Here is a 21960-nt window from a genome sequence, read left to right on the forward strand (position 1 = left end):
GCGTCTGGCCTGCACAGAAGCACTGCACTCAGCTGCCTATAATCGCGTCAATCCGCAGCATGGTCGCGGCCCCTGAGATGGCGCGGCGGCTCACCTGGCGCAGCAGCGGCACGGGATCGAGCACCGCGGCCGGCGCATCATGCGCCATGCCGAGCCGCTCAGCCAGACTGGCGCCATCGGCGATCGACAGGCGCGACGCCGGCTCGTTGGATCGACCGGCATCGAGCCCGCGGACCAGCTCGGCCAGCGCCACGGCCAGGCAGCGCCGCGCGGCCGTCTCCGGGTCCAACCCCCTCACACCGGCTAGCATCGGCAGCCGGTCGAAGGCGCGCACAAAGGCAATGCCGCCGCCGGGCGCGCCGCCGCCTTCCAGCGCCATGCGCATCGAGGCGAGCGCGCGCCTGGCCCGGGCGAGAGCGGCGTCGGTCTCGCGGCCGGTGGCCTCATGGATGTGCAGGCGGCCCCAGCGGCCGCTGAGACGCGCGGCGCGGCGCTCCAGCCGCTCCCGGTCGAGCGAGAGATACTTCTGCCGTTCCGCCTCGGCGAGCAGCACGCGCCTGCGGCTCTCGACCGCGGCGGCATCGCCCTCCGGCGCTTCCAGCAGCATGCGGCCCTGGCTGAAGCCGAAGCGCGCGGCGCGGCCCAGCATGCCGGGGCGCAGTGCCTTGAGGCTGGTGCCGAAGCGGTCCGCCACCAGCGTGGCGCCGGTGGCGATGGCGAGGTCTTCCAGCGCGTCCGCGGCCTGCTGCGACACCGCCGCCGGCTTGAGCGCGGCGGTGCGCAGGCCATTGTCGCGACGGTTCGCGATCAGCGTCTGCAAGGCGGTGCCGGTGACGTCGCGCGCGATGACGAGCAATGACTTGCCGCGGGTGGCGAAACCTTCCAGCAGCGGCACCAGCGGGCCGAAATCGTCGATGATCTCGTCGGCCACCAGCAAATGCACCGGATCGAAGGCGGCGCTGGCGAAGATCTCGGCCACCGCCTGCGCCTCGAAGATAAAGCCGATGCCGAGTTCGATACGCCCGCCGCGCTCGCGGCCGGTGACGATCTCGGCATGGCCCTCAGCGCCGACCGAAAGAACCAGCCGCGCCAGATCGGCGGCAAGCTCCGGTGCGGCACCACAGGCGTGCGCTAGCTTTGCCAGCGTGGGCTCGTCGGCGCAGGGAACAGCGCTCTCCGCCAGCACCAGATCGAACGTGGCGCCGAGCGCCAGCAGCGCGTCGGCGAGTGCCGGCGCGGGCACGCCCGCGGCGACCAGCCTCACGCCTTCGCGGAACAGGGCGCCGAGCAGCAAGGCGAGCCGGGCGCCGCCGTCGCCGAGATCGCGGTCGGCATCGAACAGCGTCTCACGCAGGATCAGCGCCGCGGCGCCTTCCGCATGCCGCGCGCCGGCGACCTGGCGGACGATATCGAGCGCGCTTGACGCCTGCGACACCGCTCCGTCCTGCTCATAGAGGCAGGCGCCGCCCTGTGCGCCGGCGCAGGCTCGCAGCGCGCGCAGCGCCGGCTCCAGCGAACGGGCAAGGGTGGGACCGACATCAGCGCCGGCCGAGATACGCATCGGGAACGCGCTCAGAGCAAATGGCGGAGCGCGCCATGGACGGCTTTCGCGACCTCCATGGCGCCGGGGGTGTCGGAATGCACGCAGATGGAATCGGCAACCACCCGCACATCCTTGCCGTTGAGCGAGGAAGTCAGCCCCTCGGTCACGGCGCGCAGCACCTTGATCGCCACTTCATCCGGCGCGACGGCGTGATGCTCCTTGGTGATGAGCTGGCGGCCGTCATCGTCATAGTCGAGGTCGGCATAGAACTCGCAGGAGAACGGGACGCCGCGCCGGGTGAACACCTCCGACATCGCGCAGTCCGAATAGGCGATCACCGGCAGGCCGAGGGTGAGCGCGGCATCGGCGATGCCATCCGCCACCGGCTCCTGGCGCTGCGCCATGCCGAACAGCGCGCCATGCGGCTTGATATGGGAGAGCGCCACGCCCTCAGCGCCCGCGAAGGCCTGCAGCGCGCCGGTCTGGTAGAGCACCAGCGCCGCCACCTCGTCCCGCGTCAGCTTCATCTCGCGGCGGCCGAAGCCCTCGCGATCCGGAAGGCCGGGATGCGAGCCGATCTTCAGGCCGTGCTTCTTTGCCGCGCGCACGGTGCGCCACATCACCGAGGGGTCGGAGGCATGGAAGCCGCAGGCGATATTGGCGTGGGTGACGAAGGGCATGCAGGTCTCGTCATCGCCGAAGCGATAGATGCCGAAGGCTTCGCCCATGTCGCAATTGATCGTCACATTTCCCATGGCGGAGCCTCCTTAGCCAACGATCTCACCGCACCAAACCCAGCAACGGCGCCTTGTCTTGCCCGATTTCATCGTGCATCATATATCATGTTTCAGCGAACGCCATGGCGATTTACCGCCGTTTCGCACCCACCTCACAGTTGGAAATCGGCATGAAGAAGGTGCTCATCGCGAACCGGGGCGAGATCGCCTGCCGCATCATACGCGCGTGCCGCAGTCTCGGTCTCGCCACCGTCGCCATCCACCCGCCCATCGAGGCGGATGCGATGCATGTCAGCATGGCCGACGAGGCGGTCGCCATCGAGGCGGCAAAGCCCGTCGCCAGCTATCTCGATGCGGGTGCCATCATCGCCGCGGCGAAGGCGCGGGGCGCCGACGCCGTTCACCCCGGCTACGGCTTCCTGTCGGAGAATGCCGAATTCGCTCGTGCGGTGGAGGCCGCCGGGCTGATCTTCGTCGGCCCGCGGCCCGAGAGCATCGCCGCGATGGGCGACAAGGCGCGGGCACGCGCCATTGCCGAGAGTGCCGGCGTGCCGGTGCTGCCGGGCAGCCAACGCTTCGAGCCGGGCGCGCTCGACGGGCTGGAAGCCGCGGGCGAGGCGGTCGGATTCCCGCTGCTGGTCAAGGCGTCCGGCGGCGGCGGCGGCATCGGCATGCGCGTCGTCGATGCGCCCGACGGGCTGCGCGCGGTGGCGGAGGCGACGCAGGGCATGGCGCAGCGCTCGTTCGGCGACGGCGCCATCTTCCTGGAGCGCTATATCCGCAACGCCCGTCACGTCGAGGTGCAGGTGTTCGGCTTCGGGAATAGCGAGGCGGTGCACTTCTTCGAGCGCGAATGCTCGGTGCAGCGCCGCTTCCAGAAGATCATCGAGGAGAGCCCCTCCCCCGGCATCTCTCCGGCAACCCGGGCGGCGATGACGGGAGCGGCGGTGGCGCTGGCGAAGTCGGCCGCCTATCGCGGCGCCGGCACCGTCGAGTTCGTGGTCGATGCCGACACCGAGCACTTCTATTTCCTCGAAATGAACACCCGCATCCAGGTCGAGCACCCGGTGACCGAGGCGGTGACGGGCGCAGATCTGGTTGCGCTCCAGCTGCGCCTTGCCGCCGGCGAGCTCGCCAGCGCCGACCTGCCGCAATCCGGCATTTCGCAGCGCGGCCATGCCATCGAGCTCCGGCTCTATGCGGAGAACCCGGCGCGCATGTTCCTGCCCTCGCCGGGCCTGCTGGCGACGCTCTCCTTTCCCGAGATGGAGGGCCTGCGCGTCGATACCGGTGTGCGCGAGGGCGACCGCATCACCCCGCATTTCGACCCGATGATCGCCAAGCTGATCGTCCATGGCGAAACCCGCAGCGAGGCGATCGAGCGGGCACGGCGCGCGATCGCGGCCACCGGCGTCGGCGAGTTCGTCTGCAACCTCGCCTTCCTCGACCGCGTCGTCGCCCACCCGCTGTTCACCGAGGGCCGCGCGCTCACCAGCTTCGTCGAGACCTATCGAGCCGATCTCGTCGGCTGATCCTGTCAGCTCGGGCCTGACGCGCGGAAGCGTGCCTGGTCGATGCCGTGGCGCCGCAGCTTGTCGTAGAGCGTCTTGCGCGGGATGCCGAGCGCGCGCAGCGTCGCCTGGATGTCGCCGCGGCAGGCGGCGAGCGTTTCCCTGATCTGCGCAGCCTCGAAGGCATCGACCCGCTCCGGCAGGCTCGACCCGCCGGGGGGTGCCGCCGGGCCGTTCTCGGGCGTGAGGCCGAGGGCGACGCGCTCGGCATAGTGGGCGAGCTCGCGCACATTTCCCGGCCACTCATGCGTGTCGAGATGCCGGCGCATCGCCTCCTCGATCAGCGGCGGTTCGCGGCGGAAGCGCTTGGCGGCACGGGCGAGGAAGTGGCCGAACAGCAGCGCGACATCCTCGCGCCGCTCGCGCAGCGGCGGGATGCGAATGAAGGCGACGTGCAGGCGGTAATAGAGATCCTCGCGGAAGCCGCCGCGCCGGACCAGATCCTGCAGATCGACCTTCGAGGCCGCCACCACGCGGATGTCGACGCGGCGAACCTCGTTGGTGCCGAGCGGCATGATTTCCCGCGCTTCGAGCACGCGCAGCATCTTCACCTGGAGCGCCGGCGACATCGCCTCGATCTCGTCGAGAAACAGAGTGCCGCCGCTGGCGTGCTCGACACGGCCGATCCGCTTCTTGAGCGCCCCGGTGAAGGCGCCTGCCTCATGGCCGAACAATTCGCTCTCGATGACGTTCTCCGGCAGCGCCCCGCAATTCACCGCGACGAAGGGGCGGGTGCCGCGCGGGCTCCAGCGGTGCAGCGTCTGCGCCACCACCTCCTTGCCGCTGCCGGTCTCGCCTTCCACCAGCACGTCGATGTCGGCGTCGGCGATCTGCCGCACCCGCTGGCGCAGCCGCTCCATCTCCGGCGCATGGCCGAGCAGCGGCAGATCGAGGGTCGCAGCCTCCGCCTTGCGGCGGAGCGCGCGGTTCTCGAGGACGAGGCGCCTCTTGTCGAGCGCATGGCGGACCGCCACGAGCAGCCGGTCGAGCGCGTAGGGCTTGGGTATGAAGTCGTAGGCGCCTTCGCGCATCGCTTCGACCGCCATGGAGATGTCGCCATGGCCGGTGATCAGGATTACAGGCAGCTCGGCATCCAGCCGCCTCAGCCGGCGGAACAGTTCGAGGCCGTCGATCCGCGGCATGCGCACGTCGCTGACCACGATCCCTGGGAAATCCGCATCGAGATCGTCCAGCGCGGCCATGGCGGACGGGTAGGACGCGACGGTGAAGCCGGCCAGCATCAGCGCCTGCACGTTGGCCGCGCGCAGCGCCTCGTCATCGTCGATGAAGGCGACGTCCATCAGTCGAGCCTCGGCAAGGTGAGGGTAAAGACCGCGCCATCTTCGTTCCTGGCGCGGAGGCGGCCGCCAAACTCGGCGACGATGTCGTGCGAGATGACGAGGCCGAGGCCGAGCCCTTCCGGCTTCGTGGTGGTGAAGGGCAGGAACAGGCTGTCGAGGATCTTGGGGGCGAGCCCCGGGCCATTGTCGGCGATGCGCACGACAACCTGGCCGTCCTCCGCCCGCGCGGTGATGCGAATGCAGCCATCCGCCCGCCCCGCCAGCGCCTCGACGGCGTTCTGCAGCAGATTGACGAAGACCTGCTCCAGACGCCAGCGCTCTGCCGCAACCGTCACCTCTTCCGCCGGGAGGTCCAGCACGAGCTCGACCGCGTTCTGGCGCAGGCGATGACCGATCAGGAGCAGCGCGCCTTCGATCGCCGCGCGCAGCGGCACCGGCCCGACCTGGCCGGGACTCTTGCGGGCGAAGGCCCGCAATTCGCCAGTGATGGCGCCGATACGGTCGGTCAGTGATGCGATGGTCGCGAAATTGTCCCGGGCGGTCTCGGTCTGTCCATGGCCCAGCAATATGCTCCCGGATTCGGCGAAGGTGCGGATGGCGGAGACCGGCTGGTTGACCTCGTGCGCGACGCTGGCGGCGATCTGCCCGAGCACCGCGAGCTTGCTCGCCTGCACCAGTTCGTCCTGCATCTCCCGCGCCGTGGCTTCCGCCCGGCGGCGCTCCTCCATCTCGGCGCGCAGCCGATCATTGGCGTCGCTGAGTTCAGCAGTGCGGGCGGTGACGCGCGCTTCGAGCTCGCGGCGCATCTCGGCCTGTTGTCGCCGCTCCTGCGCGAGGCGGCGACGGCGGGCGAGGAAGAACGCCGCGGCACCGAGGGCGATAATGCCGGCGAGCAGTGCGAGCGAGCGGGCGGCGAGGGCGGCGAGTTGCACCGTGCCTGCGAGCGGCGCCAGCACGTGGAGCCGCCATGATGTGGTGGGAACATCGACGGTGGCCTCGACGAAGGCCGAGCCGCCGGGCGCTCCCGGCCAGCTTACCTCTGCATCATCGCTGCGCGCCCGACGCAACGGCAGCAGGTCGAGCGCGGCGTCGCCGAACTGCAGGCTGGCGCGGATCGCGTCACGCTGTGCGTCTGGGATCGGCGTCGTGGCGTGGAAGCGCCAGTCCGGCACGCTGGTCACCAGCACGATATCGCGCGGATCGGTCACGAAGGTCGGGTCGCTGGCGCGCCGCCAGTCCGTCTCCACCGCGCCGAATTCCGCCTTCACCACGAGCACGCCGAGCGGGCCGTCCGCGCCGTCGAGGCGCCGCGTGATGTAGAGGCCGGGCTGGTGGCTCACCGTACCGAGCGCGAAATGCTCGGCGGTGCCTTCCGACATGGCGCTGGCGAAGTATGGCCGGAATGAATAGTCGCTGCCAACGAAACTCGCGGGCGAACGGTAATTGCTGGCGGCGAGGGTGATGCCCTTGGTGTCGAGAAGATAGATCACGCCGGCGCGGGTGCCGGCGGCGAGCGTCTCGAGCTTGGCATTGAGTGCGGCGATCCGAGCCGGGTCGCGCGCCTCCAGCACCGCGCGCACGTCGGGGTCCTGCGCCAGCACGACGGGGAGCGTGCGCTGCTTCTCGATCTCGCTGCGCAGCATCGCCGCACGGAATTCGGCCGCAGCCTCTGCTCCGGAGCGCACCTGCCCGAGCGCCCAGCGCTCGGCGCCGAAGCGAGCGAGCGCGTCAAGCGCGAGGAGCAGGCCGAAGCTGATGAGCAGCGCGGCGCCGAGGCGCAACGCCCGCCTTCCGTGGCTTGTATCGGACATGGCAATCCGCCTCTCCGCCGGAACAGGCGTGCGGTTCTCCGCACGCGACCCGCGACGACTGTGCGGAATTCCACACAGAATGTCGAGAGGCCGGTAGGTAATGCTAGAAATAATACAGTAAAATCATAATCTTATTCTTCGCCCGACAAATCGGCATGTTTGGCATGCGCCTTGCGCAAGAGGGATCACTGCGGCGCGCCTTGCGCCAGATCCCGACATGTTCCGGTTCCCAACGACGCTCGAGCAAAGAGGCGCCGGCGGCTCCAAGGAGGAAGACACCATGGCCCACGCGATTCCCGCGACGGTTCCGGCCACGCCCCGGAAATTCTACCAGCACCTCTATGTCCAGGTCCTCGTCGCCATCGCGGCGGGCATCCTGCTTGGCCACTATTATCCCTCGCTCGGCACCGACATGAAGCCGCTGGGCGATGCCTTCATCAAGCTCGTGAAGATGATCATCGCGCCGGTGATCTTCCTCACCGTCGTCACCGGCATCGCCGGCATGCGCGATCTCGGCAAGGTCGGGCGCGTCGCCGGCAAGGCGATGCTCTATTTCATTACTTTCTCGACGCTGGCGCTCGTCATCGGCCTCATTGTCGGCAACGTCATCCGCCCCGGCGCCGGCCTCAACATCGATCCGGCCTCGCTCGATGCCAAGGCGGTCGCCGACTATGCGGTCAAGGCGCATGAGCAGACCATTGTCGGCTTCCTCACCAACATCATCCCGACCACGCCGGTGAGCGCGCTGGCCTCCGGCGACATCCTGCAGGTGCTGTTCTTCGCGGTGCTGTTCGGCATTGCGCTGGCGAGCATCGGCGAGCGCGGCCACCCGGTGATGGAGGTGCTCGGCTCGCTGTCGCAGGCGATGTTCCGCCTCGTCGCCATATTGATGAAGGCCGCCCCGATCGGCGCCTTCGGCGCCATGGCCTTCACCATCGGCAAATACGGCATCGGTTCGGTCGCCAACCTCGCCATGCTGGTCGGCACCTTCTACATCACCAGCCTGCTCTTCGTGTTCGTCGTGCTCGGCGCGGTGGCCCGCTACAACGGCTTCTCCATCCTCGCCTTGATCCGCTACATCAAGGAGGAGCTGCTGCTGGTGCTCGGCACTTCCTCCTCGGAAGCGGCGCTGCCGAGCCTGATGGAGAAGATGGAGCGTGCCGGCTGCCGCAAGTCGGTCGTCGGCCTCGTCATCCCCACCGGCTATTCCTTCAATCTCGACGGTACCAACATCTATATGACGCTCGCCGCGCTGTTCATCGCGCAGGCGACCGGCATCGAGCTCAGCCTCTGGGACCAGGTGCTGCTGCTGCTCGTCGCCATGCTGAGCTCGAAGGGCGCCGCCGGCATCACCGGAGCCGGCTTCATCACGCTCGCAGCGACGCTATCGGTGGTGCCCTCGGTGCCGGTGGCCGGCATGGCATTGATCCTCGGCATTGACCGCTTCATGTCCGAGTGCCGGGCGCTGACCAACTTCGTCGGCAATGCGGTGGCGACGATCGTCGTGGCGCGCTGGGAGGGCGAACTCGATATGCATCAGCTGCGCCGTGCCCTTGCAGGCGATGGCGCCGGGGCGGTCGAGGCGCTGGTGGTGACCGACGCCGCGCCCGCCCCTGCAAGCGGGGTGGTCGCGGCCGGCTAAGCCTCACTCGGCGGGAGCGGCGTCGTCGCGGGATGGCACCGGTGCCATGCTCTCGAAGACGCCGTCCCGCCGAACCAATGCGTGGAACAGTGCGGCGGCGAGGTGCAGCAGCACCAGCGCGAAGAAGGCGAACGCCAGATAGAAGTGCGCACTCCAGAGCAGTGCATGCAGCTCGTCGCTCTGCGGGAGGATGGCAGGCAGGCGTATGCCGCCGTACAGCACGACCGGATAGGCGCCGGCCGACATCATCGCCCAGCCGATCAGCGGCATGCCGATCATCAGCGCGTAGAGCGCGTAATGGGACAGATGCGCCGCGAGCCGCATCGGCTCCGGCAGATCCGCCGGCAAGGCCGGCGCGCCATAGCGGGCGCGGACGGCGAGGCGGATCAGCGCGAGCACCAGGATGGTGATGCCCAGCGTCTTGTGGGTCGCCAGCAGGGGGACGTATTTCGGCATGATGGTGGACACCATGCCGACGCCGATGAACAGCATCGCCAGAATACAGGCAGCCATCAGCCAGTGCAGCGAACGCTGAAGAACGGTGAATCGCTTGCCACTGCTGCTCATGGCTGGGCACCCGTCGCGGTTTGCGGCTGATAGGGATAGTACTTGGCCTCGGAGGTGCGCAGATCGTACGATTTTGCGTAAGCTGACGAGCGCGCCGCCGGGAACGGATCGTCCGACACCTTTATGCCGCTGGGCAGGATCGTCGGATCGAAATTGATGTCACGGCACGGGCCGTCGCTTTCCGCTTCGATCTTCTGCACGACCAGCGTGCCCACCTCGACGGTACGCCGTCCCTCCGGCCAGGCCTTGCTGGGGTCGGCCGTCGGATCGCCCGGATTGGCGAGCGTCACCAACAGGGTCCAGCGCTGCGGCGCCTTGGCGACCCGGTCGGTGATGTCCTGTTCGAGATGGTTGGGGCCGAGCTTGGCGAGATCGGCCTCGGTGATCGAGGTGACCTGCGCCTGCGGCAGCAGCGACCAGCGCACCGCGTGCTCGCCGCCGGACGTGTCGGTGAAGATGAAGCTATTGAGGCTGTGGAAGGCGTCTTCCGCGTAGCTGGCGGTCCAGGGCGCGCTCTTGGCCCAATCGCCGAAGGCGACAAACTCCGGATGCGCGGCGGCGAAATTCTTCATCGCCTCCGGATCCTTGCTGTGCGAGTTCCGCAGCAGCTCATAGAACGCCTCCGGCGTTGCCACCGGGAAGAATGGAAGATCGATCATGGCGGTGCGCCACACTTCGCCGCCCGGGGTCGAGAGCTGGAGGCCCATGCCCCGCACCCGGACCGTCGCATCCGGCGCGTTCGGATCCGGCGTGCCGAGATTGAAGCGGCCGAGCACCGGATACTGGCCGGTTGCGAAAACCTGCGCTCGCGAGAGCTGGGTGCCGTTGCCGTTGGCTTCGAATACCCCGGTGAAGCAGATGCCCTTGGCATGATTGCGCCGATGGCCGAGAGCCGGCCCCGTGGGCGGAGCCAGCGCATCGACCAGCTTGGTCGGCGTGATGCGATCGGGCGAGAGCCATCCCGCCGTAAAGGCGAAGGCACCGGCACCGGCGGCGACGATGACCGCGATGAGTGCCAGCGATCCGAGCGCGGGACGCGGTGGCGATGGAGACGGCTGGGCCATTCAACACCCTCTGTTGGTCCGACTTGAATCTCTGCCGAGCGATGGTTCCATGCCGACAGCTGTCCGTGGGTAGGCTAGCCTTCCGCCTAGCTTAGTGCATTTCTAAATCGCACGGCAAAGACCAAGGCAGCGGCGGCAAGGAGAGGCGCATGCCGGTTCGGCCAAGCTATCCCGGCGTCTATATCAGCGAGACTGCGAGCGGCGTTCGTAGCATCCAGGGCGTTCCCACCTCGGTCACGGCGATTCTCGGGCGGTTTCGGCGTGGTCCCATCGATGAGCCGGCCAGCGCCCCGAATTTCGGCGAGTTCGCGCGGCGCTTCGGCGGGCTGTGGGCACCGAGCCCGGCGTCCTACGCCGTCGAGGACTTCTTCGCCAATGGCGGCTCACAAGCGATCATCGTTCGTCTGTTTCGGCCGCGGGACGCCAATGATGATGGCGTCGCAATGCTCGCGGTCGGCAATCTGTCATTGGTCGCGACCGATCCGGGCGAGTGGGGCAACGGGCTCAGCGCCGTGGTCACCTACCCGGCCGACGCGCAGGCGGTGGAGGACATCGCCGTCCAGCATGGTCTCGTCGCCACCGACCTGTTCGACCTGACCGTCGTCGACGGCTCGACCAATCAGCGCGAGGTGTTCTCCAATGTCACGGTGAACACCGATGGCGGCGTCCGCCGTCTCGACCGCGTGCTCGAAGCTGAATCAAGCCTCGTCCGCGTGGCGCAGAGTGGCGGGTCGCCGCAATTGCCCGATACCCGGCCCGCCGAGAACGCCGCCGGCAACGGCACGGGCGGCAATGATGGCGACGGCCTGACCACCGCTGACATGATCGGCGACGCGGACGAGAAAAGCGGCCTCCACGCCTTGCTCAAGACCGACATCTTCAATGTGCTGGTCATCCCGCCCGATACGAACGGCGGCACCATCGAGCCTGCGGTGTGGGAGCAGGCCGCCGAGTTCTGCGCCGAACGCCGCGCTTTCGTGCTGATCGACCCGCCCGCCGAATGGGACGACAGGCCGGACATCGCCGTGCGGACCGTGATCGAGGCGCAGCGGGCCAGTCCCATCATACCACCCGCTCACGCATCGCATGCCGCGCTGTTCTTTCCGCGCTACGGCCGGCGCGATCCGTTGAACGGCGGCCAGATTGCGACGTCCACGCCCTCGGGCATGATCGCCGGCATCATGGCGCGCACCGATGCCGCGCGCGGTGTGTGGAAGGCCGCGTCCGGGCTAGAGGCGACGCTCTCGGGCGCCGACGCCCTGACTGTAAAGCTCACCGACGCGGAGAACGGGCTGCTGAACCCGATCGGCGTGAATTGCCTGCGCGGTTTCCCTGCTGTCGGCTACGTGGTGTGGGGCGCGCGCACGTTGCGCGGCGCGGACCAGTTCGCCGACGAGTACAAATACATTCCGGTGCGACGGCTTGCTCTGTTCATCGAGGAGAGCCTGGTGCGCGGCACACGGTGGGCGGTGTTCTCCCCGAACGACGAACCGCTCTGGGCGCAGATCCGCCTGAGCGTCAGTGCGTTCATGCACAACCTGTTCGGGCAAGGCGCCTTCCAGGGGGCAACCCCGCGCGACGCCTATTTCGTCAAATGCGATGCCGAGACGACGACGCAGGACGACATCGATCGCGGGGCAATGAACATCGTCGTCGGATTCGCCCCGCTGAAGCCGGCCGAGTTCGTCATCATCACCATCCGGCAGATCGTCAACGGCGGGTGTCCTCCTGGCTAGGTCAGCGCCGCCCTCCGGGCGCGCCAGAAGGCGCGCAAGCGCGTCACCACCGGCAGCAGCACGACGGCGACCGCGCAAAGCAGGATCGATGCGGCCAGCGGGCGATCCACGAACACCCACCAGTCGCCTCGCGAGCCGATCAGCGCCCGGCGGAACTCGGTCTCCAATTGGCCACCCAGCACAAGGCCGAGGACAATCGGGGCAAGCGGGAAGGCATAGGCACGCAGGATGGCGCCGACGATGCCGATGCCGAACATGATGTACACGTCCATCACGTTGCGGCTGAGGCTGTAGGCGCCGATCGTGCTGATGGCGATGATGATCGGATAGAGGATGGTCTCCGGAACCTTCAAGAGCTTGACCCACATGCCGACCAGCGGAAGGTTCAGGACCAGCAGCATGACATTGCCGATATAGAGGCTGGCGATCAGGCCCCAGACGATCTCCGGATGCTTGTCCAGCAGCAGCGGCCCCGTCACGATGCCGTAACCCTGCAGCGCGGAGAGCATGACGGCGGCGGTCGCCGAACCCGGGATGCCGAGGGTAAGCAGCGGCACGAGCGCGCCGCCCGCCGAGGCGTTGTTGGCCGCCTCGGGACCGGCAACGCCTTCGATCGCGCCCTTGCCGAATTCCTCGGGGTGCTTCGAGACCTTCCGCTCGATGCCATAGGACATGAAGGAAGCGATGGTAGCGCCGACGCCGGGCAGGACGCCGATGATGAAGCCGATCACCGTGCCGCGGGTCCACGGCCAGAATGAGCGGCGCCATTCTTCCCTGGTCATGAACAGCTTGCCGGTCTCCATCAGGCCGGAGGGTTCCTGCCTGCGCAGATTGCCGAGCGAGAAGATCACCTCGCTGATGGCGAACAGGCCGATGGCGCAGACCACGACATCGATGCCGTCGAACAGCGATGGCTCGCCGAAGGTGAAGCGCAATTGCCCGCTGGTGGCATCGATGCCGATGGTGGCCATCATCAGGCCGAGCAGCGTCGAGAACGCCGCTTTCATCGGGTGGCCGCTGCCGAGTGCGGTGACCGAGCCCAGCGACAGCACCATGATGGCGAAATATTCCGACGGGCCGAAGTCCAGCGCGATGTTCACCAGCGGCTGCGCCAGCACCATCATCAGGAAGGTGGCGATGGTTCCGGCATAGAAGGAACCGATGGCGGCGCAGGCGAGCGCCGCCCCGGCGCGGCCCTTGCGCGCCATGCGATAGCCGTCGATCGCGGTGACGACGGATGAACTCTCGCCCGGCGTGTTGATGAGGATGCTGGTGGTGGAGCCGCCATACTGCGCGCCATAGAAGATGCCGCCGAACAGGATGAGGGCGCCGACCGGATCGACCAGCTTGAAGGTGAAGGGCAGCAGCAGCGAGATGGTGAGCGAAGCACCCATTCCCGGCAGCACGCCGATCGCGGTGCCGAGCAGCGCACCGAGCAGGGCCAGCCCGAGATATTCCGGTTGCAGAGCGACGGCGAAGCCGCCGAGAATGCCTGAGAAGCTGTCCATAGCGGCAATTCCCGATCAGAAGACGGAACGCAGGATGCCGTTGGGCAACGGGATCATGAGGATTTCGGTGAACACCAGATAGGAGCCGACCCCGAAGCAGACCGCGACGATGAGGTTGAGCAACCAGCTGCGCGGCGCGAAGAAGGTCGAAAGGCCGAACAGCATCAGCGTGATCGACAGCACGAAGCCGAGCGGGCGCAGCGTCGCCCCAAGGAACAGCATCGCGCCGAGCACGACCGAAACGCCGGTCCAGTCGCGGATCGAGGCGTCCTCGGGCTCATAGGTCGCCTCGGCGATCAGGTCGAGTTCGACCGGCACGTCGGGCGTCGGCGGCCGGAGCGCCTGCCAGACCAGAACGAGCGAAGTGATGAGCATCAGCTCGCCGATCAGCATCGGGAAGGTGCGCGGGCCGATCAGGATATTGCCGCCGGGCGGATCCGGCAGCTTGTTCGCCTGCCAGATATAGAGGGCGGAGAAGACCGGCAGCAGCAATGTAAAGCCGAGCTCGACCATTGCTGCGCCGTCTCTCTTCCCATTCAGGAAAGAGAGCTTGCTCATGACTTCTTCACCAGGTTCAGCTGCTGGAGAAGATTGCGGTACATCTCATTTTCCTTGGCCAGGTCCGGGGCGAAGGTGTCGGTCTCGACGGTGGAGAACCATTGGTGGGCCTCCAGTTCCTTCTTCCAGGCTTCGGTCTTGGACATCTTGACGATGGCGTCCTGCCAATACTTCACCTCGGCCGGAGGAACGCCGGGAGGGGCGAAGATGCCGCGCCAATTCTCGTTGATGACGTCATAGCCCTGCTCGACATAGGTCGGCACGTCCTTGAAGGCGCCGCTGAGCCGCTTCGGCGACGTCACAGCCAGCGCGCGCATCTTGCCACTCTGCACGATGTCCATGAGATCGAGGCCGCCGAGGCCGATATCGACATGGCCGCCGAGGATCGCCGCGTTCGCCTCGCCGCCCGAATAGGAGATATAGGTGAGCTTGGCCGGATCGATGCCGAGCGTCTGGGCGAAGCGCGAGATCGACAGATGATCGCCGCTGCCGAGCGAGGCACCACCGATCTTGAGGCTGCCCGGATCCTTCTTCAGGGCATCGGCGACATCCTTCAAGGTCTTGAAGGGTGATTCCTGCCGCACCACCATCATATCGTACTCGGAGTACAGTTTGGCGATCGGCGTGACGTCCTTGTAGGTGTACTGCGTGCCCAGCGTCAGCGGCGTCACATGGATGTGGATGGCGATGCCGAGCAGGCTGTAGGGATCGCCCTCGCGCTGCACCATCTCGGCGATGCCGAGCGCGCCGCCGGCACCCGGCTGGTTGGTGACCACAATGCGCGCCGGAACGATATGCTCGTCGTTCAGGATGCGCGCGACGGTGCGGCCGAACAGGTCCACCCCGCCGCCCGGCGCGAACGGAATGATCATCTCGACCGGCTTGGCCGGATAATTCGCCGGCAAATCTTCTGCCAATAGTGCGGAGGCAGACAGGGAAACGGCCGCGGCCGAAAGCAAGGCGATATGCGCCCATGTTGAATGGGCATTGGATTTCACGCGGTGATTAAATTCTACCTGGGATTTACTTGCCTTGAGCATGATAGTCCTCCCAAATCGTCCCGGATTTTTCCGGTGACGTTGTGTCTGCGTTCAGATCACTCCGGACTTCTCCAGCGCTTCCAGTTCGTCGCCATGGCCGAGCGAGGCCACGATCTCGCGGGTGTGCTCGCCAAGCAGCGGCGCCGGCGTGCGCACTTTCCCCGGCGTCTCCGATAGCTTCACCGGCACGCCGATGACCCGGATCGGGCCGGCGGTCGGGTGCTCCTGGTCGACGATGAGGTCGCGCGCCAGCACCTGGTCGTTCTCGACCATCTGGCCCGCGGTACGCACCGGCGCGGTCGGGACGCCCGCCTTGGTCAGCAGTTCGACCCAATGATCGGTGTCCTCGGTGGCGAAGATCTCGCCCATGATCTCGTGCAGGACCGGCGAGTTGGCAGTGCGCTTGTTGCGCGACACGAAGCGCGGGTCGCTCGCCAGATGCTGCACGCCCATGGCTTCGATGAAGCGCTCCCAAAGCGCGGGATAGCTGGCGAAGACCGCGACATAGCTGCCGTCGCGGGTCTTGAAGAATCCCGCCGGGGCGTTGGCGTCGTTGCGGCGGTTGAGTGCGACCCAGTCCTTGGCGCCGTAATAATGCTGGGCGACCGGGCTGAACATCAGCGACACCCCGGCCTCCAGCAGGGACATGTCGACCTCCTGTCCCCGGCCGGTCTTCTCGCGCCTTATGTAAGCGGAGAGGATGCCAAAGGCCGTCCACATCGAGGCAACCACGTCGCACAGCGCATAGCCGAGCGGTTCCGGGGCGCGCCCCTCGGAGATGGTGGTCGAGGCGAGCCCGCTCTCGGCGAGCGCGATCATGTTGACGCCCGGCAAATCGGACTTCGGCCCGGTGGTGCCGTAGCCGGAAAGATTGGCGTAGATCAGCCCGGGATTGATCTCCTTGAGATGTTGGTAATCAAGGCCAAGCTTCTGCACCACCCCGGGGCGGAAATTCTGGATCAGCACGTCGGAAGTGCGGACCAGATCATGGAAGATCGCCTTGCCCTTCGGGTTCTTCAGATCAAGGGTCAGGCTCTTCTTGTTGCGGTGGAGCATCATGAAGATGACGCTCTCATTGTTCACATAAGGGTAGCCACCGCGCGCCTCGGGCACTTGCCGCGGGCTTTCCACCTTGATGACTTCGGCACCCATGTCGCCGAGCATCATGCCGCAATACGGGCCGGCCCAGGCATGGGTGAGTTCAAGGACGCGAATGCCTTCAAGAGGTCCGGTCGTCATGATGCGATCCTCTCGGGCTCGGATGCAGTCCAGCTGCGTTTTGCGGAAGGCTGGCCCGCCGATGCGGTGCCGATCGAGGTCTTGTTGCCGTCCTGGTTCTCGCACCACACGTCGAGCAGCACGCGTGACCGGCCATCCTCCTCGATGACGTCGGTAACCACGGCGTTCGGGGTCAGCACGTCGTGCGCATAGACCGGGCGGATGTAGCGGATGGAGATCTTGCCGCCATACACCCAGGCATCGCCGAAATTCTTCTCCAGAAGCTCATGCATGAAGGCCATCTGGTTCTGGCCTGAAGCAATGGTGCGCGACAGCCCATCGGCCTTTGCCGCCTCCGGATCGCTGTGCGAATTCTTGCCGCGATCCCACACCACCCGCTCGAATTCCACCATCATCGGCTCGGTTACCGGCTTGGAGAAGGTCTCCAGCCGGTCGCCGACCTTGAGTTGCTTCGGTTCTATTTTTCCCATTTGCGTACCAGCTCCCCATGCGCCAGCAGGCCCACCTGTCGCGCCAGGCCAATCAGGCGGCTGATTTCGATCAGCCGGCCGTCCTCGTCGGTGGCGGTGGCTTCGACGACCAGATAGGGCTTGCCGCGGCGAACATATTTGTCGGCAATGCGGGCCGAGACGAAGATGCGCTTGCCCGGAATCGGCGGGTTGAAATACTCGGAATCGTGCCCGGCATTCGGCACGCGCATGACCTTGGCGTATTTGCGATAGAACAGATTTGCCGGGTGGCGCGCAGCAACGGTCGGAAATGCGGCCGTCGGATTTCCCACGACGCGCCGATAATCCGAGACCATCTGCTCGGTCATTACATAATCCATCGTGCCGAGATCATCGCCGACCGGGATGCTCTCCCAGACTTCGTGAGTCTCGACCGTCTCCTCCTCGACCGCCTTCGGGGCCATTGTTCTTGTCCTTCCTGAGACTCAGAGAATCCTGGTCGCCGCGGGACCGCGCCCCTGCGCAAAGCGGCTGAGACGATGCTTCAGTCCGTTCTGCAGATGGATGCGCACGGCGTGTTCGGCGGCGGCCGGATCGCGAGCCCGCAGGGCATGCAGGATGGCGAGATGCTCGGCGGCGGCGCTGTCGCTGTCGGTCCGCACGATGATACGGCCGAGCCCGCGAGACAGGTCGATCTGCTCCTGGAAGCCGGCAATGGTCTGGATGATCCGCGAGTTATGAGAGGCGCGGATGAACATCATGTGGAAGTCGTGGCCGATGCGCATCCATTCGTCCGGCGCCTCGAAGCGCAGTTCGGGATGGGCTTTCAGCCTCTCCAGCTCGTCATTGAAGTAATCGAGCTCGGAGAGCGTGACATTCGCGCAGGCAAGCCGCGCAGCGATCGGCTCCAGCCCCTCGCGCACATGATAGATCTCGATCATGTCCTCGAGCGTGTAGGTCGCGACGAAGGCGCCCTTGCCTTCAACGATCCTGACCAGCCCCTCGCGCGCCAGCTTGAAGATGGTCTCGCGCACCGGCGTCCGGCTGACCCCCAGGCGCGCCGCCAGCGAACGCTCGACCAGCGGCTGCCCAACCTCCATTTCCCCGCTCAATATCAGGGACTTGAGACGATCATAGGTGGTGGCGGGGTCGGTGTTTTCCATCGGCATGCGGTTATCATGCCAATGGTATACCAATTGGTCAATAAAAAACTGTGCTATTAAGTGCCGCCCTCATGAGATCAATTTCGGCGCCGCCGCGTGTGTCGGCGCGGCAGCGGCGGGCCGTTGCTAGAGCTCGGCGTTCGAGGCGAACAGACTCAAGCCCAGTTGCTCCGACAGGAAGCGCGCAGCGAGTTGCCCGCGGACGCTGTTGCCGGCGGCATCGAGGCGCGGCGAGAAGGTACCGAGGCCGCCCTTGCCGGGCGCCACGGTGACAAGGCCGCCGGCAATGCCGCTCTTGCCGGGCAGTCCCACCTGATAGAGCCAATCACCCGAGGTCTCGTACAATCCCGCCGTCGCCATCACCGCCAAGGCGAAGCGGCACGTATCGGCGTCGATCACGCGCTCTTTGGTCAGCGGATTGAGGCCGCCATCGGCCAATGTCGCCCCCATGACGGCGAGGTCCCTCGCATTGACCCTGAGCGAGCATTGCCTGGTGTAGAGATCGATCGCCTCCACCGGGTCGGCATGCAGCCGTCCATAGGTCTCGAGCAGCCGGGCGATCGCCTGGTTGCGGGAATTGCTTTCGATCGCGCACCGATAGATCTCGTCATCGATCGACAGGTCGCGGCCGGCAAAGCGCGACAGCCCTTCGCGGATGCGTTGCCATTTCTCCGCGCGGTTCGCTCCCGGCACCAGGCTGGTGGTGGCGATGGCGCCGGGATTGACCATCGGATTGGTGCGGCCGTCCCCGGCCCGCTCCATCGCTTCCAGCTTATTGAAGGGCAGCCCGGTCGCGTTTACGCCGAGCTCGGTGCGCGCCCCTTCGGCGCCGATCGCCTCGCAAACCAGCGCGAAGACGAACGGCTTCGACACGCTCATGATGGTGAAATCACGCTCGCAATCGCCGGCTGCGTGGCACGCGCCGTTGGTGCCCACCACGCAGATGCCGAACAGTTCGCCGGGCATGGTGGCGAGCGACGGATAGACGGCCGAGTTGCGGCCATCCGCATTTGATCTGAACCGCTCATGCGCGGCGCGGACCAGCGCCGCCACCACGTCCGACGGCGGCAGGCGGCCGGTGGAGACATATGACGGCGTCGCGGCCTTGTCCGCTTCCGGATCGAAACTCATGCATCGCTCCCAATACGCCGAGGCGGGTCGACTCAGCGTATCGGAACCGCACCGACCGAGACGTCGACATGCATGCCGAGCGGATCGTCCGAGCTGCCGACAAAGCCGCCGGAGATCGGAATCGCCTGCGACGCCTCGCGGGTGACCCCGACGCGGACCAGATTGGCGCCGGCGACAAGGCCATTGGTCGGGTCGTATTCGATCCAGCCGGCGCCCGGCACATACACGCCGCACCAGGCGTGGGTGCTGCCGCCGCCCCGCGTGGTGCCCGAGGTGTCGTCATAGAGGTAGCCGGTGACGAAGCGGGTGGCGAGGCCGTAGCTGCGCAGCGCCTCCATCATCAGCACCGCGAAGTCGCGGCAGGTCCCGGTGCCGAGCTCGATGGTCTGCGCCGCGGTCTGCGTCCCCTCCTCATGGCGCGCGCCATAGCCGAACTCCTGCTTGATGGCGTGCGTCATCGCCTCCAGCACCTTCAGCGTGTTGTTGCTGCCGGCGTCGGCGACGATGCGGCGTGCCCAGGCATCGACCTTCCGGTCCGGGTCCGGCATTTGCCGCTCAGTGAGACGCCCGAGATCGGGAATCTCGTTCTGCGCATAGGAGAAGGGAAACGTCTCGGCGGTCGGCTCGACGGTGTAGTGCGGCAGCGGCGGACCATCGGGATGATGCGTCATATCCAGCGTCGAGACGATGCTGAGGCGCTCGGTCTTCAGCGTTTCCGGCCATTCGACGAAGCAGACGGAGTTGTCGAACATGTCGTGCTTCCAATGCACGGCTGCCGGTTCCGGCTCGATCTTGAGGTCGGCGCTGTGCAATCTCAGGTCGTGACTGTCGTCCGGCCGGACCATCAGGCGATGGCGCGTCAGGCCCACCGGATTGCGGTAGGTATATTCGGTCGTGTGTACGATCTTGATCCGCGCCATCTGCTTCCGTCCCGGCTGCCTGGCCTTGTCACCACCAGAGTGAAACCCATGAATCTCGAACTCGCCCTCGTCCTGCTCATGCTCGCGGCCGCGGTGGTCATGTTCGTGATCAACCGGCCGCGCATGGATGCCGTGGCGCTGCTCGTGCTGGTGGCGATGCCGTTCACCGGAATCATTACCATGAACGAGGCCCTGGCGGGCTTCAGCGATTCCTCGATCATCCTCATCGCCGCCTTGTTCGTGATCGGTGAAGGACTGGTGCGCACCGGAGTGGCGCGCCGGCTCGGCGACTGGCTCGACGCCACTGCCGGCACCAGCGAGAACCGACTGCTGGTCCTGCTGATGGCATCGGTCGGCGGGCTCGGCTCGCTGATGAGCTCGACCGCGGTGGTCGCCATCTTCATCCCCGTGGTGCTGCGCATCTCGCAGAATCGCGGCATGTCGCCGGGCCGGCTGATGATGCCGCTTAGTTTTGCCGCCCTCATCAGCGGCATGCTCACACTGGTCGCCACCGCACCGAACCTGGTCGTGAACGCGGAGCTGATGCGCCAGGGCGCGGAAGGGTTCAGCTTCTTCAGCTTCACGCCGTTCGGCCTGCCGCTGCTGGTCCTCGGCATCCTCTATATGCTGGTGGCGCGCCGGCTGCTGGCCGGCAGGCCGGCCGACATCGCCTCCAGCCGCCGCCCCACCTTGCGCGAATGGATCGAGCGCTACCGGCTGGCCGAGCGCGAACAGCGCGTCTTCGTCACCGAACGCTCCCCGCTGATCGGCAAGCGGCTCGACGAGATCCCGGCGCGCGCCTCGGGTGTGAACCTGCTGGCGATCGAGCGCGGCACCGGCCTGTCCGCGAAGATGCTCCGCCCCACCGCGCAGACCCAGATCATGGCCGGCGACATATTGCTGGTCGACGCCAATGCGCCCGCGCACGATGTCGAGGCGCTGCGCCAGGCCTATGCGCTGGAATCGCGTCCGTTCGGTGAGGGCAAGGATTATTTCACCGATCGCTCGCAGGAGATCGGCATGGCCGAGATCATCCTGCCGGCAGAATCGCGGCTGATCGGCCAGACCGTGCTCGAAGCGCGGATGCGCTCCGAATACGGGCTCACCGTGATCGGCCTGCGCCATGGCGACAAGGTGGTGACGGAAGGCCTGCTGACCGAGCGGCTCAAGCTCGGCGACACGCTGCTGCTGGTCGGCTTCTGGTCGGACATCCGCGATCTTCAGGACGACACCCATGACATGGTGGTGCTGAACATGCCGGCCGAGCTCGAAGAGGTGCTCCCGGCCGCCAGCCGCGCGCCCTATGCGCTCGGCGTGCTCGGCCTGGTGGTGGTACTGATGGTGAGCGGCGTGGTGCCGAACGTGCAGGCTGCGCTGATCGGCTGCCTGCTGATGGGGCTGCTCGGCTGCGTCGACTTCAACAGCGCCTATGGCTCGATCAGCTGGAAGACGCTGATCCTGATCGTCGGCATGCTGCCCTTCTCGCTCGCCCTGCAGCGCACCGGCGGCGTCGATCTGGCGGCGGACGCGGTGCTGCACCTGGTCGGCGGCGCCTCGCCGCGCCTGGTGCTGGCGACGCTGTTCATCATTACCGCCCTGCTCGGCCTGTTCATCTCCAACACCGCCACGGCGGTGCTGATGGCGCCGGTGGCGCTGGCCATCGCCAAGGATCTCGGCGCCTCGCCCTATCCGTTCGCAATGATCATCGCGCTCGCCGCCTCCACCGCCTTCATGACGCCGATCTCCTCGCCGGTGAACACGCTGGTGGTCGGCCCCGGCCAGTACCGCTTCGGCGACTTCGTGAAGGTCGGTGTACCGTTCGCCATTGTCGTGGCGATCGTCAGCGTGCTGCTGGTTCCGGTGTTCCTGCCGCTCGGCTAGGTCCAATCAGCCGGTGCGCGAGCAAACTGGCGCTGCCCATGGAATTGTATGTGCGCCTGTGATTTCGGACGGCCTCGCCGCAGTCCCCGTCCCGCTCCG

The 21960-nt window shown here is 66.6% G+C and carries 19 protein-coding genes; 4 read left to right on the forward strand and 15 right to left on the reverse strand.

What is annotated here, in order from left to right; translation table 11 throughout:
- Positions 1–28 precede the first annotated feature (28 nt).
- Both G3545_RS15635 and pxpA read right to left on the reverse strand, forming a co-directional pair.
- On the reverse strand, positions 29–1561 hold the full coding sequence (locus tag G3545_RS15635; RefSeq protein ID WP_170014141.1) for a hypothetical protein: 1533 nt from the start codon (positions 1559–1561) through the stop codon (positions 29–31).
- Between the two features lie 11 nt (positions 1562–1572).
- Positions 1573–2298, reverse strand: a complete 726-nt coding sequence (pxpA, locus tag G3545_RS15640; protein WP_170014143.1) for a 5-oxoprolinase subunit PxpA — start codon at positions 2296–2298, stop codon at positions 1573–1575.
- Positions 2299–2450: 152 nt separating this feature from the next.
- Between pxpA and G3545_RS15645 the strand changes: the two genes are divergently transcribed.
- On the forward strand, positions 2451–3812 hold the full coding sequence (locus tag G3545_RS15645) for a biotin carboxylase N-terminal domain-containing protein (RefSeq protein WP_170014145.1): 1362 nt from the start codon (positions 2451–2453) through the stop codon (positions 3810–3812).
- Between the two features lie 5 nt (positions 3813–3817).
- On the opposite strand, the gene G3545_RS15650 is transcribed toward G3545_RS15645, so the two are convergent.
- On the reverse strand, positions 3818–5152 hold the full coding sequence (locus G3545_RS15650) for a sigma-54 dependent transcriptional regulator (RefSeq protein ID WP_170014147.1): 1335 nt from the start codon (positions 5150–5152) through the stop codon (positions 3818–3820).
- On the reverse strand, positions 5152–6963 hold the full coding sequence (locus tag G3545_RS15655; protein ID WP_170014149.1) for an ATP-binding protein: 1812 nt from the start codon (positions 6961–6963) through the stop codon (positions 5152–5154). Before G3545_RS15655 ends, G3545_RS15650 begins: the two co-directional genes overlap by 1 nt.
- Before the next feature lie 280 nt (positions 6964–7243).
- Here G3545_RS15655 and G3545_RS15660 point away from each other — a divergent pair, with 280 nt between their 5' ends.
- Positions 7244–8605, forward strand: a complete 1362-nt coding sequence (locus G3545_RS15660) for a dicarboxylate/amino acid:cation symporter (RefSeq protein ID WP_170018107.1) — start codon at positions 7244–7246, stop codon at positions 8603–8605.
- 3 nt (positions 8606–8608) lie between these two features.
- Here the strand turns inward: G3545_RS15660 and G3545_RS15665 are convergent, their stop codons facing one another.
- Together G3545_RS15665 and G3545_RS15670 are read right to left on the reverse strand one after the other, a co-directional pair.
- Positions 8609–9172, reverse strand: coding sequence for a cytochrome b (locus G3545_RS15665; RefSeq protein WP_170014151.1), 564 nt, complete (start codon positions 9170–9172; stop codon positions 8609–8611).
- Positions 9169–10236 carry a catalase family peroxidase gene (locus G3545_RS15670; RefSeq protein WP_170014153.1) on the reverse strand — a complete coding sequence of 356 codons (1068 nt, stop codon included), beginning with the start codon at positions 10234–10236 and terminating at the stop codon, positions 9169–9171. Before G3545_RS15670 ends, G3545_RS15665 begins: the two co-directional genes overlap by 4 nt.
- A gap of 149 nt (positions 10237–10385) precedes the next feature.
- On the opposite strand from G3545_RS15670, the gene G3545_RS15675 reads away from it, so the two are divergent.
- Positions 10386–11972 (forward strand): phage tail sheath C-terminal domain-containing protein, encoded by a 1587-nt coding sequence (locus G3545_RS15675; protein WP_170014155.1) that lies wholly within the window; start codon positions 10386–10388, stop codon positions 11970–11972.
- Here the strand turns inward: G3545_RS15675 and G3545_RS15680 are convergent.
- From G3545_RS15680 to G3545_RS15720, 9 genes are all read right to left on the reverse strand, one after another.
- Positions 11969–13480: a tripartite tricarboxylate transporter permease gene (locus tag G3545_RS15680; RefSeq protein ID WP_170014157.1), complete on the reverse strand. Its 1512-nt coding sequence runs from the start codon at positions 13478–13480 to the stop codon at positions 11969–11971. The two genes, G3545_RS15675 and G3545_RS15680, sit on opposite strands and share 4 nt — an antisense overlap.
- Before the next feature lie 15 nt (positions 13481–13495).
- Complete coding sequence (locus G3545_RS15685) at positions 13496–14038, reverse strand: tripartite tricarboxylate transporter TctB family protein (protein ID WP_170014159.1); 543 nt, start codon at positions 14036–14038, stop codon at positions 13496–13498.
- Positions 14035–14943 carry a tripartite tricarboxylate transporter substrate binding protein gene (locus G3545_RS15690; protein ID WP_170014161.1) on the reverse strand — a complete coding sequence of 303 codons (909 nt, stop codon included), beginning with the start codon at positions 14941–14943 and terminating at the stop codon, positions 14035–14037. Before G3545_RS15690 ends, G3545_RS15685 begins: the two co-directional genes overlap by 4 nt.
- Positions 14944–15129: 186 nt before the next feature.
- Complete coding sequence (locus G3545_RS15695; protein WP_170014163.1) at positions 15130–16317, reverse strand: CaiB/BaiF CoA-transferase family protein; 1188 nt, start codon at positions 16315–16317, stop codon at positions 15130–15132.
- On the reverse strand, positions 16314–16787 hold the full coding sequence (locus tag G3545_RS15700) for a MaoC family dehydratase (protein ID WP_170014165.1): 474 nt from the start codon (positions 16785–16787) through the stop codon (positions 16314–16316). The genes G3545_RS15695 and G3545_RS15700 overlap by 4 nt, the downstream gene beginning before the upstream one ends.
- Positions 16775–17134, reverse strand: a complete 360-nt coding sequence (locus tag G3545_RS15705; protein WP_170014167.1) for a hypothetical protein — start codon at positions 17132–17134, stop codon at positions 16775–16777. The genes G3545_RS15700 and G3545_RS15705 overlap by 13 nt, the downstream gene beginning before the upstream one ends.
- A 117-nt stretch (positions 17135–17251) precedes the next feature.
- The gene (locus G3545_RS15710; protein ID WP_170014169.1) at positions 17252–17935 is read right to left on the reverse strand and encodes a GntR family transcriptional regulator; all 684 of its coding nucleotides are present in this window, start codon (positions 17933–17935) and stop codon (positions 17252–17254) included.
- A gap of 120 nt (positions 17936–18055) precedes the next feature.
- Positions 18056–19060 carry a glutaminase A gene (gene glsA, locus G3545_RS15715; RefSeq protein ID WP_170014171.1) on the reverse strand — a complete coding sequence of 335 codons (1005 nt, stop codon included), beginning with the start codon at positions 19058–19060 and terminating at the stop codon, positions 18056–18058.
- Positions 19061–19092: 32 nt separating this feature from the next.
- Positions 19093–19980 (reverse strand): transglutaminase family protein, encoded by an 888-nt coding sequence (locus G3545_RS15720; RefSeq protein WP_170014173.1) that lies wholly within the window; start codon positions 19978–19980, stop codon positions 19093–19095.
- A gap of 48 nt (positions 19981–20028) precedes the next feature.
- On the opposite strand from G3545_RS15720, the gene G3545_RS15725 reads away from it, so the two are divergent.
- Positions 20029–21861 (forward strand): SLC13 family permease, encoded by a 1833-nt coding sequence (locus G3545_RS15725; RefSeq protein ID WP_170014175.1) that lies wholly within the window; start codon positions 20029–20031, stop codon positions 21859–21861.
- Positions 21862–21960: the final 99 nt, after the last annotated feature.

The organism is Starkeya sp. ORNL1, from assembly GCF_012971745.1.
Taxonomy (GTDB): Bacteria; Pseudomonadota; Alphaproteobacteria; order Rhizobiales; family Xanthobacteraceae; genus Ancylobacter.

Excerpts from the sequence above, each read along its gene's own strand:
- glsA (WP_170014171.1), bottom strand. The coding sequence starts at position 19,060 with ATGAGTTTCGATCCGGAAGCGGACAAGGCCGCGACGCCGTCATATGTC.
- pxpA (WP_170014143.1), bottom strand. The coding sequence starts at position 2,298 with ATGGGAAATGTGACGATCAATTGCGACATGGGCGAAGCCTTCGGCATC.
- G3545_RS15700 (WP_170014165.1), bottom strand. The coding sequence starts at position 16,787 with ATGGGAAAAATAGAACCGAAGCAACTCAAGGTCGGCGACCGGCTGGAG.
- G3545_RS15650 (WP_170014147.1), bottom strand. The coding sequence starts at position 5,152 with ATGGACGTCGCCTTCATCGACGATGACGAGGCGCTGCGCGCGGCCAAC.
- G3545_RS15675 (WP_170014155.1), top strand. The coding sequence starts at position 10,386 with ATGCCGGTTCGGCCAAGCTATCCCGGCGTCTATATCAGCGAGACTGCG.
- G3545_RS15660 (WP_170018107.1), top strand. The coding sequence starts at position 7,244 with ATGGCCCACGCGATTCCCGCGACGGTTCCGGCCACGCCCCGGAAATTC.
- G3545_RS15645 (WP_170014145.1), top strand. The coding sequence starts at position 2,451 with ATGAAGAAGGTGCTCATCGCGAACCGGGGCGAGATCGCCTGCCGCATC.
- G3545_RS15725 (WP_170014175.1), top strand. The coding sequence starts at position 20,029 with ATGAATCTCGAACTCGCCCTCGTCCTGCTCATGCTCGCGGCCGCGGTG.
- G3545_RS15635 (WP_170014141.1), bottom strand. The coding sequence starts at position 1,561 with ATGCGTATCTCGGCCGGCGCTGATGTCGGTCCCACCCTTGCCCGTTCG.
- G3545_RS15655 (WP_170014149.1), bottom strand. The coding sequence starts at position 6,963 with ATGTCCGATACAAGCCACGGAAGGCGGGCGTTGCGCCTCGGCGCCGCG.
- G3545_RS15670 (WP_170014153.1), bottom strand. The coding sequence starts at position 10,236 with ATGGCCCAGCCGTCTCCATCGCCACCGCGTCCCGCGCTCGGATCGCTG.
- G3545_RS15680 (WP_170014157.1), bottom strand. The coding sequence starts at position 13,480 with ATGGACAGCTTCTCAGGCATTCTCGGCGGCTTCGCCGTCGCTCTGCAA.
- G3545_RS15665 (WP_170014151.1), bottom strand. The coding sequence starts at position 9,172 with ATGAGCAGCAGTGGCAAGCGATTCACCGTTCTTCAGCGTTCGCTGCAC.
- G3545_RS15695 (WP_170014163.1), bottom strand. The coding sequence starts at position 16,317 with ATGACGACCGGACCTCTTGAAGGCATTCGCGTCCTTGAACTCACCCAT.
- G3545_RS15710 (WP_170014169.1), bottom strand. The coding sequence starts at position 17,935 with ATGCCGATGGAAAACACCGACCCCGCCACCACCTATGATCGTCTCAAG.
- G3545_RS15685 (WP_170014159.1), bottom strand. The coding sequence starts at position 14,038 with ATGAGCAAGCTCTCTTTCCTGAATGGGAAGAGAGACGGCGCAGCAATG.
- G3545_RS15720 (WP_170014173.1), bottom strand. The coding sequence starts at position 19,980 with ATGGCGCGGATCAAGATCGTACACACGACCGAATATACCTACCGCAAT.
- G3545_RS15705 (WP_170014167.1), bottom strand. The coding sequence starts at position 17,134 with ATGACCGAGCAGATGGTCTCGGATTATCGGCGCGTCGTGGGAAATCCG.